The 11,777-nt window shown below is 74.2% G+C and carries 9 protein-coding genes, 1 pseudogene and 1 riboswitch; of the genes and pseudogenes, 6 read left to right on the top strand and 4 right to left on the bottom strand.

Going from position 1 to position 11,777, the window contains the following annotated elements; genetic code table 11:
- Window positions 1-42: 42 nt before the first annotated feature.
- The 4 genes and pseudogenes from CYJ76_RS04485 to CYJ76_RS04470 all read right to left on the bottom strand — a co-directional run bounded on the left by CYJ76_RS04485 (window position 43) and on the right by CYJ76_RS04470 (window position 5,495).
- Window positions 43-2,643, bottom strand: a complete 2,601-nt coding sequence (locus CYJ76_RS04485) for a ribonucleoside-diphosphate reductase subunit alpha (protein ID WP_101849380.1) — start codon at window positions 2,641-2,643, stop codon at window positions 43-45.
- A 162-nt stretch (window positions 2,644-2,805) separates the two neighbouring features.
- Window positions 2,806-2,971, bottom strand: a riboswitch (cobalamin riboswitch).
- A 163-nt stretch (window positions 2,972-3,134) separates the two neighbouring features.
- The gene (locus CYJ76_RS04480; protein WP_238138148.1) at window positions 3,135-3,569 is read right to left on the bottom strand and encodes an ABC transporter permease; all 435 of its coding nucleotides are present in this window, start codon (window positions 3,567-3,569) and stop codon (window positions 3,135-3,137) included.
- Window positions 3,570-3,798: 229 nt separating this feature from the next.
- Window positions 3,799-4,371: pseudogene (locus tag CYJ76_RS04475) on the bottom strand (ABC transporter ATP-binding protein); the annotation flags it as partial.
- Window positions 4,371-5,495: a hypothetical protein gene (locus CYJ76_RS04470; RefSeq protein WP_101849379.1), complete on the bottom strand. Its 1,125-nt coding sequence runs from the start codon at window positions 5,493-5,495 to the stop codon at window positions 4,371-4,373. The pseudogene CYJ76_RS04475 and the gene CYJ76_RS04470, both read right to left, overlap by 1 nt.
- Before the next feature lie 93 nt (window positions 5,496-5,588).
- On the opposite strand from CYJ76_RS04470, the gene CYJ76_RS04465 reads away from it, so the two are divergent.
- The 6 genes from CYJ76_RS04465 to CYJ76_RS04440 all read left to right on the top strand — a co-directional run bounded on the left by CYJ76_RS04465 (window position 5,589) and on the right by CYJ76_RS04440 (window position 11,720).
- On the top strand, window positions 5,589-6,203 hold the full coding sequence (locus tag CYJ76_RS04465) for a TetR/AcrR family transcriptional regulator (RefSeq protein WP_101849378.1): 615 nt from the start codon (window positions 5,589-5,591) through the stop codon (window positions 6,201-6,203).
- Window positions 6,193-7,488 carry an MFS transporter gene (locus CYJ76_RS04460; protein ID WP_101849377.1) on the top strand — a complete coding sequence of 432 codons (1,296 nt, stop codon included), beginning with the start codon at window positions 6,193-6,195 and terminating at the stop codon, window positions 7,486-7,488. The genes CYJ76_RS04465 and CYJ76_RS04460 overlap by 11 nt, the downstream gene beginning before the upstream one ends.
- A gap of 246 nt (window positions 7,489-7,734) precedes the next feature.
- Window positions 7,735-8,835: an iron-siderophore ABC transporter substrate-binding protein gene (locus tag CYJ76_RS04455; RefSeq protein WP_101849376.1), complete on the top strand. Its 1,101-nt coding sequence runs from the start codon at window positions 7,735-7,737 to the stop codon at window positions 8,833-8,835.
- On the top strand, window positions 8,832-9,845 hold the full coding sequence (locus CYJ76_RS04450) for a FecCD family ABC transporter permease (RefSeq protein WP_101849375.1): 1,014 nt from the start codon (window positions 8,832-8,834) through the stop codon (window positions 9,843-9,845). The genes CYJ76_RS04455 and CYJ76_RS04450 overlap by 4 nt, the downstream gene beginning before the upstream one ends.
- 82 nt (window positions 9,846-9,927) lie before the next feature.
- Complete coding sequence (locus tag CYJ76_RS04445; protein ID WP_238138147.1) at window positions 9,928-10,920, top strand: FecCD family ABC transporter permease; 993 nt, start codon at window positions 9,928-9,930, stop codon at window positions 10,918-10,920.
- Window positions 10,917-11,720: an ABC transporter ATP-binding protein gene (locus CYJ76_RS04440; RefSeq protein WP_101849373.1), complete on the top strand. Its 804-nt coding sequence runs from the start codon at window positions 10,917-10,919 to the stop codon at window positions 11,718-11,720. Before CYJ76_RS04445 ends, CYJ76_RS04440 begins: the two co-directional genes overlap by 4 nt.
- Window positions 11,721-11,777 lie beyond the last annotated feature (57 nt).

The raw sequence follows: 11,777 nt of genomic DNA, 5'->3' as shown, positions 1-11,777 counted from the left end.
TCAACGTGGGGGGGTGCGCGGGGGGTGGGGTGCGCGGGTGCCTTACTCGCAGGCCTCACAGGCCTCGGGGTTCTCCAGCGAGCAGGCGAGCGCCTCGGCATCGGTGAAGGTCCGCACCGGCTCCGATGCGGTGAGCCCGCCGACCACGCCCGGCGCACCAGGGGCCGTGGGCTGGCTGGCGCCCGGGGCACCCGTCGCGGCGCCCCAGCTCGCGCCGGCACGCACACCGGACACGGTGGCCTGCTGGATGCGGGTGGCCGGCCGGCTGCGCAGGTAGTACGTGGTCTTCAGCCCGGCCTTCCACGCGTACAGGTACATCGAGCTCAGCTTGCCGATGTGGGGGCTCTCCATGAACAGGTTCAGGCTCTGGCTCTGGTCCACGTACGCCTGGCGGGCCGCGGCCATCTCGATGAGCGCCTTCTGCGGCAGCTCCCACGCGGTGCGGAACAGCCGCCGGGCCTCCTCCGGCAGGTCGGCGATGCCGGCCACCGACCCGTTGTCGGCCTTGAGCTTCTCGCGCACCGTGTCGGTCCACAGACCCAGGGACTTCAGCTCGCCCACCAGCGCGGTGTTCACCTGCATGAACTCCCCCGAGAGCGTCTCGCGCTTGAACAGGTTGCTCACCTGCGGCTCGGTGCACTCGTAGCAGCCGGCGATGCTGGCGATCGTCGCCGTGGGCGCGATGGCGATCATCAGCGAGTTGCGCAGGCCGTGCTCGGCGATGCGGGCGCGCACCGCCGCCCACCGCTCGGTCTGCGTGGGGGTCACCCCGTACAGGTCGTGCTGCAGCTGGCCCTTCGCAGCCCGCGTCTCGTCGAAGCTCGGGTGTGCCCCGAGCTGCTCGGCGAGCTCGGCCGAGCGTTCCAGCGCGGAGAGCTGGATCTCCTCGGCGATCCGGGTGCTCAGCTCGCGCGCCTCCGGCGAGTCGAACGGCATCCGCAGGGCGAAGAACACGTCCTGCAAACCCATCGAGCCCAGGCCGATGGGGCGCCAGCGCGGGTTGGACGCCGCCGCCTGCTCGGAGGGGTAGTAGTTGATGTCGATGACGCGGTCCAGGTAGGTGACCGCCAGCCGCACCGTGGCGCGCAGCTTCTCCTCGTCCACGCCGACCGCGCGTGCGGCGGCGTCCTGCGGGCGGGCACCCGTGGTGCCGTCACTCCATCGGAGGTGCTGGGCGAGGTTCACCGACCCCAGGTTGCACACGGCGGTCTCGTCGTTGCTGGTGACCTCGATGATCTCGGTGCACAGGTTGCTCAGGTGCACCACCGGGGCCGGCTGGACGGTGCCGTCGGCGGCCACCCGCGGCGTCTGGTCGTCGCTGGTCTGGTTGCACGCCCGGTTGGAGGCGTCCTTGAAGGTCATCCACCCCTGGCCGGTCTGGGCCAGGGTCCGCATCATGCGTCCGTAGAGGTAGCGCGCCGAGACGGTGCGCACCACGTCACCGCGCTCCTCGGCGGCGCGGTAGGCGGCGTCGAAGGCCGGGCCCCACAGGTCGGGCAGCTCCGGCACGGCATCGGGGTCGATGAGGGACCACTCCCCATCAGCCTCCACACGGCGCATGAACTCGTCGGGGATCCAGTGGGCCAGGTTGAGGTTGTGCGTGCGGCGGGCGTCCTCGCCGGTGTTGTCGCGCAGCTCGAGGAACTCCTCGACGTCCGGGTGCCACGGCTCGAGGTAGATGCACGCCGCACCCTTGCGCCGGCCGCCCTGGTTGACCGCCGCCACCGAGGAGTCCAACGTGCGCAGCCACGGCACGATGCCGTTGGAGTGGCCGTTGGTGCCGCGGATCAGCGCCCCGCGGGAGCGGATGCGGGAGAAGGCCAGGCCGATGCCGCCGGCGAACTTCGAGAGCTTGGCCACCTGGTGGTAGCGCTCGTAGATGGAGTCGAGGTCGTCGCGCGGGGAGTCGATGAGGTAGCAGCTGGACATCTGCGTGTGCCGGGTGCCGGAGTTGAACAGGGTCGGCGAGCTGGGCAGGTAGGCCAGGGAGGAGAGCAGCTCGTAGAACTCCACCGCCTCCGGCGCGGTGCGCGAGAGCCCGGCGGCCACGCGCATCAGCCAGTACTGGGGCGACTCGATGACCGCCCGCGTGAGGGGGTGGCGCAGCAGGTAGCGGTCGTACACGGTGCGCAGGCCGAAGTAGTCGAAGCGCCAGTCGGCGTGGGCGGCTTGAGCGCGGTGCACGGCATCGTCCAGGAGGCTGGCGTGCTCGGCGACGAAGGCGGCGGTCACGTCGCCGATGAGGCCCTGCTCGTGGCCGGTACGCACGGCCTGGCTGAAGGTGGCGATGCCCTGGCCGCGCACCTCCTTGTCGATGGTGCCGGCCAGCAGCCGTCCGGCCAGGCGGGAGTACTGCGGCTCGGTGGCGGTCATCTCCGCAGCGGTGGCGATGGCGAGCTTGTCCAGTTCGGCGGTGGTGGCGCCGTCGTAGAGGCCGGCGATGGTGCGGGTGGCCACGCGCATGGGGTCTACCTCGGGCAGGCCGTCGGTGCAGCGCTCGATGGCGGTGACGATCTTGGCCAGGTCGACCTCCTCGTGCTCACCGCTGCGCTTGACGACGCGCATCGGGTGGCGGGAGGTGGTGGGGGTGCCGTCCAGGGTGGGCTGGGCGGGGGTGCCGGGGCCGGCGGTGTGGGTGGTCATGCCCTCTCCTCGCGAGCTCGCGCCGCGAGGGGTGGGGGCGTCGGCCGGCCGGGCAGCGGTGGGCGCGCGGCACGGCGGTGCCGGCGCCCGTGTCCGGACGTGCGTCTGCCAGCCGTCCCGCGCGGCTCGACGGACCGGCCGCGGTCGCGGCCGGGCGCTGGCAGGTCTTCGGACTCACGGGCGTCCTCGTCACCGAGGCGTCCGGCAGGTGCCGGACGGGTGCCTACTGGCCGTCGCTTCCCAGGTGCTGGCTGCACCCAGTGCTGTGTGACGGCGGTCGTTCCCGAATACCGCTGCGGGGCAGTCCCGGACTCGCACCGGGTTCCCTCTTGCCCCTCCCCCGCGATGCCCTAGGCGCCCGCTCGGGGGCGCGTGGCGGTGCCGGGGAGGACCAGCACGAGCACCATATACGGGGCTTCCCGGGTGGCGCCAACCCCACATCTTGTGGGGGGCGTGCGTGGCGGCAGGCTGCGGATCCGGGCAGGCGAGATTCAGTCGCCCACCCGCCTCTGCCAGAACAGGGCCCCGAGCACCAGGGCCCACCACGGACCGGCCACCTTCAGCCCCACCCACCACGCCACCAGCGAGGTGGCCGCGATCTGCAGGACCGTCATCACCGTGAACGCCAGGGCGTACCCGCCCAACAGGTCCACCCGTGCCATCGGCGTGGTGAGCAGGCGCTCCAGGGTTCCGGACTGCCGCTCCCCCAGGGTGGCGACGGAGGTGACGATGAACATCACCACGAAGGGGAAGACCGGCAGCAGCACCGGGCCGATGCGGTCGTAGGCGCCGGAGAAGTCGAAGACCCAGCCGAGCAGGGCCAACAGGGCGGCCGGCACCACCACCAGCAGGGCCACGGTGCGGGGGTCGCCGGCCAGCTGGCGCAGCACGCGCACGGCCGTGGCCAGGGTGCGGCGGGGGCTCATCGGGTCTCCTCCGGGGTGTGGTCGGCACCCTGCTCCACCAGGCGCAGGAAGGCCCCTCGGCATCGGACGCACCGGTGCGGGCCAGCAGCTCGGCCGGCGTGAGGCCGGCCAGCACGCGCCCCTCGCGCAGCAGCACGAGGTGGTCGCAACGGGTGGCCTCGTCCATGACGTGACTGCTCACCAACAGGGTGCGCCCCTCGCCGGCGAGGCGGTCGAAGAGCTCCCACAGCGAGCGCCGCAGCACCGGGTCCAGGCCCACCGTCGGCTCGTCGAGCACGAGGAGCTGCGGGTCGGCCACCAGGGCTGCAGCCAGCGACACCCGGGAGGCCTGGCCTCCGGAGAGCGACGAGACGCGGGCGTCGGCGCGGGAGGTGAGGTCGACCTGCGCCAGGGTCCGCTCCACCGCATCGCGCGCGGCGGCCCCGGAGAGCCCCGCCATCGCGGCGAAGTAGCGCAGGTTGGCGCGCACCGGGAGGTCGGCGTACACCGCGGGCGACTGGGTGACGTACCCGACGCGGGCCCGGTTGGCCGGCGACCCGGCGGGCTCCCCGAGCACGGTCACCTCGCCGGCGGTCACCCTCTGCACGCCCACCACGGCGCGGATGAACGTGGACTTGCCGCTGCCCGAGGGGCCCAGCAGCCCGGTGACCCGCCCGGCGGGCAGTTCCAGGTCGATGCCGGGCAGCACCTCACGCCCGTCGCGCACCACCCGCAGCCCGCGGACGGTGACGGCCGGGGCGGCGGCGGGTTCCCCCGCTTCGAGCGGGCGCGGGGAGGGCTTGGTCAGGCGCGAGGCGGACATCAGGCCTCCACGTGCTCGTGCCCGTGGCCGCCGGTGCGGTGGTGGCCCACCACCACGAGCAGCAGCCCCAGCGCGAGCCAGCCGGCCAGCACCAGCCACGGCTGCAGCGTGGACGCGTCGGGGAAGTAGGCCAGGTCGCGCACCAGGGTGCCGGTGGCGCCGGGCACGAAGAACTGCCCGATGGCGCCCCACGCGCCGGGGAGGAACTCGGCCGGGGACTGCGCGCCGGAGATCGGGTTGCCGATGAGCATGGTCAGCAGCGCACCGATGCCGATGCCGGGGGCGCCGATGGCGCTGTGCAGCCCCACGATGAGGGCCACCGTGGCACCCAGGCTCAGCGCGATGGAGGCCCACAGCGCGAGCCCCGGGGCGGGCAGGAGGTTGAACCACCAGTCGAGCACGGCCACCATCGCCAGGCCGCCGAGCGCGGCGTAGGCGAGCACGCCCACGAGGCGGCGCCAGGTGCCGCGCACGCCGCTGCTCAGCAGCACACCGCCGAGCAGACCACCGATGGTGAGCGGCAGGGAGGCCACGGCCAGGCCGGCACCGCGGGGGTCGCCCTCGGTGAGGGGCACGACGTCAGTCACCCGCGGGCCGGCGAGCGCCTGCTGAAGCACAGCGGCCTTCTTCTGGGCCGGCACCTGCTGGGCCACCTGCTGCGCGACGGCGGTGCTCATGCCCTGCCCGGCGGAGGTGAGCATCTGGGCCACCGAGGCGTTGGCCGCGCCGGCGGTGAGCACCTCGAGGCGGTCGGTGGGGGCCTTCGGCGCGACGAACGCGCCGTAGAGCTCGCGCTCCCGGATGCCCTGCACGGCGGCCTCGCGGGAGTCGACGCGCTGCAGGTCGAAGGGCACCTGGCCGCCGGTGTGCTCGGCCTGCTGCTCCATGCCGGCCTGGATGCGGTCGACGGTGGCCTGGTCGCCCACGACGGCGACCGGCAGGTCCTTGGGGGTGGAGGTGACGGTGGGCCACAGGAAGGCCAGCAGTACCAGGGTGACCACGGTGGCGGCCAGGGCGGCGGTGCGCAGGGCGGTGCCCCAGGGGCTGCGGCGGTCGACCTTCTCGTAGGTCGGGGTGGGGTGCTCGGCGCGCTCGGGCGCGGTGAGGCTGGTGGACGGCGCCATGGGGGCCCCTTCACAAAAAGAACGATCGTTCGCCAGCGTAAGACCGCGGCACCCCGAGCGCAAAAAGAACGACCGCTCTGTAAGGTGTCTCACATGCCCCGCCTCACCCCCCAGCGCCGCGAGGCGCAGCGCCAGCGCATCGTCGACGCCGCCCGCACCGCCATGCTCCGCGACGGATTGCAGGCCACGTCGATGGCCCGCGTCATCGAGGAGTCGGGCCTCTCGGCCGGTGCCATCTACGGCTACTTCGCCAGCAAGGACGAGCTGGTGGTGGCCGTGGCCGTGGAGGTGATCCGCACCCGGCTGGCGAGCATGGCCACCCTCGCCGAGGAGCGCCCCGTGCCCCACCCCACCGCCGCGCTGGGCGCCTTCGTCGGCCAGCTGCCCCAGGGGCGCGAGGCCGCCCTGGTGCTGGACATCTGGGCCTCGGCCGCGCACCACGAGGCGCTGCGCGAGCGCACCGGCGCGGTGTTCGCCGAGGTGAGCCAGGGGGCGCTGACCTACCTCGAGGCGTGGTTCACCCACGGGCGCGGCCTGACCCCCGCGGCGGCCGCCACCGAGGCCCGCCGGGCCCTGCCGGCGCTGCTCGCCCTGGGGCAGGGCTTCATCGTGCAGAGCACCCTGCTGGGCACCCCGTCCCCCGAGGACTTCCGCGCCGCCGTGGAGGCCCTCTGGCCGACCCCGGAGGAGACCCCCGATGGTGAGTGACCGCGAGTTCAGCCGGGCGTGGGACGCCGTGGTGGAGGACCCCGACGCCGGCACCGAGCAGCTGGAGCCCACCGCCGCCGAGGCCCTGCCCCGCAACGGCCTGCGCATCCTGGGGGCCACCTCGCTGCTCAACGCCGCCGACCAGCTGGTGCACGCCCCCACCGTGCTCACCTGGGCCCTCACCGGCCTCGGTGCGCCGGGGTGGACCGTCGGCCTGCTCGTGCCGGTGCGCGAGTCCGGGTCGATGCTGCCGCAGGCCGCGCTCACGCCGTGGGTGGTCTCGCACCGGCGGCGCCACGGGCTGGTGGCCGTCGGGGGCCTCGCGCAGGCGGTGGGCGCGGCCGGCATCGCGCTGGCACTGGCCCTGCTCACCGGGCTGGGCGCCGGGCTCGGCGTGCTGGCCGGTCTGGCGGTACTGGCCAGCGGGCGCGCCCTGACCTCGCTGGCGAGCAAGGACACCCAGGGGCGCACCGTGCCCAAGGGGCAGCGCGGGCAGCTCACCGGCACCGCCACCGTGGTGGCCGGCGCCCTGGCGCTCACGGTGGGCGTGGGGCTGCGCCTGGCCGGCGAGGGCACCTCGCCGCAACACCTGGCCTGGCTGGCGGCCGGCGCGGCGCTGCTGTTCGTGGGCACGGCGGTGCTGTGGAACCGGGTGGAGGAGCCGGCCGGTGACACCCGGAAGGCCGACACCCCGGTGAGCCCGTGGGCGCTGTGGCGCGATGCGCCGGACTTCCGGGCCTTCGTCACCGTTCGCGCCCTGCTGCTGGTGACCGCCCTGACACCCACCTTCCTGGTGGCCGCGGCCGCCACGCAGGGCACCACTCCCCTGACCGGGCTGGCTCCCTTCGTGCTGGGCACCGGCCTGGCCTCGCTCGTGGGCGGGCGGCTGGTGGGGCGCGCGGCAGACCGCTCCAGCCGGCGCCTCATGGCCGTGGCCTCCGGGGCGGCCACCGCGGTGGTGCTGGTGGTGCTGCTGCTGGCCGCCGTGCTGCCCCCGGGGCCGATGGCGTGGGTGCTGCCGGTGGCCTACTTCCTGGTGACGCTGGCCCACACCGGGGTGCGCACCGGCCGCAAGACCTACCTGGTGGACATGGCCGCGGGCGACACCCGCACCGCCTACACCGCAGCGGGCAACACGATCATCGGGGTGGTGCTGCTGGCCGCCGGCGCGGTGGCCGGCGCCCTGGCCACAGTGACGCCCTGGTGGCCGCTGGCCTTCCTGGCGGCGCTGGGCGTGCTGGGATCGGCACTCGGGCTGCGGCTGCCGGAGGTGTCGCGCGGCTGAGGCGCCCGGCGGGGGCCCACCACCAATTCCGCACCGGTGCTGAACTCGACTGTCGAGTTCAGCACCGGTGCGGAATTGGGCGCGGGTGGCAGGGCGAATTCGGCACCGGTGCGGAGTTCGGCGCGGGTGGCAGGGCGAGATCAGCACCGGTGCGGAGTTCGGGCGCCGGCGCCCACCGCATCGCAAGGGTCAGGTTTGCCTTCCCCTCGCATCGAGGTGGCGCGTCGGTAGATCCCGAGGAGACCCATGCGCATCGTGCGTACCGGCGCCGTCCTGGCCGCCGCCAGCCTGACCCTGACCGCCTGCTCCACCGGTCCCGCCGGTGAGGAGAAGCCCTCCGAGGGCGCCTCCGGCAGCTCCAGTCAGAGCAGCGGTTCCGAGGGCGGGGACGCCGCCTTCCCGGTGACCGTCAAGCACGCCCTGGGCGAGACCACCATCGAGCAGCAGCCCACCAAGGTGGCCACCCTCGGCTGGTCCGACCACGACGTGGTGGCCGCTCTGGGTGTCGTGCCCACCGGCGCCCCGCAGATCACCTGGGGCGGCAATGCCAAGAAGTCCACCGACTGGTTCGACAAGAAGGTCAACGAGCTCGACCCGAAGGCCGAGATCACCCGCTACTCCGACGCCGACGGCGCCCCGGTGGACGAGATCGTCAAGCTGCAGCCCGACGTCATCCTGGCCACCAACTCCGGCGTGACGCCCGAGGAGTACGAGAAGCTCAGCAAGATCGCCCCCGTGGTGGCCTACCCCGAGGTGACCTGGGGCACCAGCTGGCAGGACTCCACGAAGATGACCGGCCAGGCCCTGGGCAACTCGGACGAGGCCGAGAAGGTCATCGCCGACACCGAGAAGCAGGTGGAGGAGACCGCCGCGAAGTACCCGGCGCTCAAGGGCGCCACCGTGGCGTGGGCCTCCTTCTCCCCCACCGACCTGTCCACGTTCGCGCTGTACACCACCACCGACAACCGCCCGCGCATGCTCGAGGAGCTGGGCATGGTCAACGCGCCCCTCATCGGCGAGCTGAGCAAGGACGAGAAGACCTTCCAGGTGGACGTCTCCGCGGAGAAGGCCAGGACCGTGGACGCCGACGTGGTGGTGTTCTACGCCGACGAGGCCGGCACCGAGAAGGCCGTCACCGGCAACAAGCAGCTGGCCGCCATCCCGGCCTTCCAGCGCGGCTCGTACGTGGCAGCCACCGACCCGGTGGCCTCCTTCCCGATGCCCAGCCCCACCCCGCTGAGCATCCCGACCGCGCTGGAGAAGTTCGTGCCCGAGCTGGCCAGGGCCGCCGAGAAGGCCAAGGGCTCGAGCGAGGGCTCCTCGGCCGGGGCGTCGTCCGCCGAGTGACCTCGCACCTCGCACCGCACGGCCACGGCCGCCGGCTCGCCCTCCTGCTGGGGGGCGGGCTGGTGGCCGTGGCCGTCGCCGTCCTCGCCTCGCTGGCGGTGGGTGCCACGATGGTGCCCGTCGATGCCGTCTGGTCGGCGCTGCGCGGGGGCGGCGGCGAGGCGGCCGGCATCGTCGAGGCGCGCGTGGACCGCACCGTGCTCGGCGTGCTCGTCGGTGCCGCGATGGGGTGCGCCGGGGCCGCGATGCAGGCCCTCACCCGCAACCCCCTGGCCGACCCCGGCATCCTCGGCGTCAACTCCGGCGCGGCGCTGGCCGTGGTGCTCGGGCTCACCACCGGGGTACTGCACGAGCAGGGCCAGTACGTGTGGTTCGCCCTGGCCGGGGCGGCGCTGGCCGCCGTGGTGGTCTACGGCATCGCCGCGGCTGGACCGGGCGGGGCGCAGCCGGTGACGCTCACCATCGCCGGGGCGGCCTTCGCGGCCACCGCCGGGTCGCTCGGCTCGGGGCTGATGGTGGTGGACCTGGCCGCGCTCGACGTGTTCCGGGTGTGGCAGGTGGGCACCGTGGCCGGGCGCGACCTGGGCCTGGTGGCCTCCGTGGCGCCGGTGCTGGTGGCCGGGTTCGTGCTCACCCTGCCGGCCGGCGGGTGGCTCAACACCCTGGCGCTGGGCGACGACCTGGCGCGCGGCCTGGGGCAGCGCGTGGGGCTGGTGCGGCTGGTGGTGGCCGCCGGCGCGGTGATGCTGTGCGCCGCCGGCACGGCGCTGGCGGGGCCGATCGCGTTCGTGGGGCTCGTGGTGCCGCACCTGGTGCGCTCGCTGACCGGCCCCGACGAGCGCCGCGTGATGCTGGGCAGCGCGGTGTTCGGCGCGGCCCTCGTGGTGGCCGCCGACACCCTGGGCCGCGTGGTGCTGCCGCCCACGGAGGTGCCCGTGGGGATCATGACCGCCGTCATCGGGGCACCCGCGCTGGTGCTGCTGGTGGCCCGTCGAAGGGTGCACACATGAGTGCCACGACGCGGGGGGGGCCGAGCGCGCGGGGGCGCCGGCACCGCAGTCCGCCCCGAGCCCGCGGCGGACGCTGCGCGCGGTGGGGCGCCGCCACGGCATCGTGCTGGGTGGCCTGGCCGTGCTGCTGCTGGCGCTGTTCGCCGCCCGCGTGCTGCTGGGCGACTACACCGTCACCCTGCCGGACTTCCTGCGCATCCTGGGCGGGGAGAACATCCCCGTGGCCAGCTTCCTGGTGATGGAGTCCAAGCTGCCCCGCGCGGCGGCCGCCGTGGTGGCCGGGCTGGCCTTCGGGGCCGCCGGCGCCACCTTCCAGTCGGTGCTGCGCAACCCGCTGGCCAGCCCGGACGTGGTGGGCGTGAGCGTGGGCGCCAGCTTCGGGGCGCTCTTCGCCCTCGTGGTGCTGGACTGGACCGGCCCGGCCGTGGCCCTCTCCGCAGCCGGCGGGGGGCTGGCGGTGACCGGCCTGCTGGTGCTGCTCTCACGGCGCGGCCCGGCCGATGCCGCCGCGCACACCATGGTGCTCACCGGCATCGGGCTCTCGGCCGCCCTCATGGCGGGGATCCACTGGCTGCTGCTGCGCACGGAGCTGCACAAGGCGCAGGACGCGGTGGTGTGGCTCTCCGGCAGCGTCAACGACGTGCTGTGGCGCGAGATCGGGGTGCTGGCGCTGCTGGTCGCGGTGCTGCTCCCGCTGCTCGTGGCCACCACCGCGCGCCTGGGCGTGCTGGAGCTGGGCGACGACCTCGCCACCGGCCTCGGCGAGCACCCCACCCGCCTGCGTGGCCTGGCAATGCTGCTGGCCGTGCTGCTCGTGGCCGCCGCCACCGCCGTGTGCGGCCCGGTGGCCTTCCTCGCCTTCCTGGCCGGCCCCATCGCGCGCGCCCTCAACCAGGGGCGCACCACGGTGCTGGGCGCCGGGCTGGTGGGCGCCTGCATCTTCCTGGCGGCCGACTACACCGGCGCCTACCTGGCCCCCGGCGGCAACCTGCCCGTGGGCATCGTGACCGGCCTGGCCGGCGGCCCCTTCCTGCTCGGCCTGCTCCTGACCTCTCGGAGGTGGATGTCCTCATGACCGCCCGACTCGCCTGCCGCGACCTGCGGCTCTCCTACGGCGGCCCCGAGGTGGTGCACGGCGTGAGCCTGGACGTGCCCGACGGGGCCATCACCACGCTGGTGGGCGCCAACGGGTGCGGCAAGAGCACCCTGCTGCGCGGTCTGGCGCGGCTGCTGAAGCCAGCGGGCGGACAGGTGACGCTGGACGGCACCGACCTGCACTCCCTGCCCACCCGGCAGGTGGCCACCACCATCGGGCTGCTCCCCCAGCAGCCGCTCGTGCCCGCGGGGCTCACGGTGGCCGAGCTGGTGACTCGCGGCCGGCACCCGCACCGCGCGGCGTGGCGGCCCGCGTCGGCGGCGGACCACGAGGCGGTGGAGGACGCGATGCGGCGCACCGACACCCTGGGCGTGGCCGACCGTCCCGTCGCGGCGCTGTCGGGCGGGCAGCGGCAGCGCGTGTGGATCGCGATGGCGCTGGCGCAGCAGACCGACGTGCTCATGCTCGACGAGCCGACGAGCTTCCTCGACCTGGCCCACCAGGTGGACGTGCTGGACCTGGTGGCGCAGCTCAACGTCGAGCGCGGCACCACCGTGGTGATGGTGCTGCACGACCTCAACCTGGCCGCGCGGGTCTCCGACCACCTGGTGGCAATGGCCGCCGGGCAGCTCGTGGCCGCCGGGACGCCGCGCGAGGTGATCACGGAGGAGACGGTGCGCGAGGTGTTCGGGCTGGACTCGCTCGTGGTGGACGACCCCGTGACCGGCACGCCGATGGTGGTGCCGCGCGGACGCGTACCGGCACGCGCGGCCACCTGACCACGTGGCCGTGAGGCGACCCCGGCCCTCGTGGGAGGGGTGTCCTATCGCGTGATA

It is taken from the genome of Kytococcus schroeteri (genome assembly GCF_002847825.1).
GTDB lineage: Bacteria > Actinomycetota > Actinomycetes > Actinomycetales > Dermatophilaceae > Kytococcus > Kytococcus schroeteri.
The sequence above is the reverse complement of the archived record's forward strand: the minus strand, read 5'-3'. Positions and strand labels throughout refer to the sequence as shown.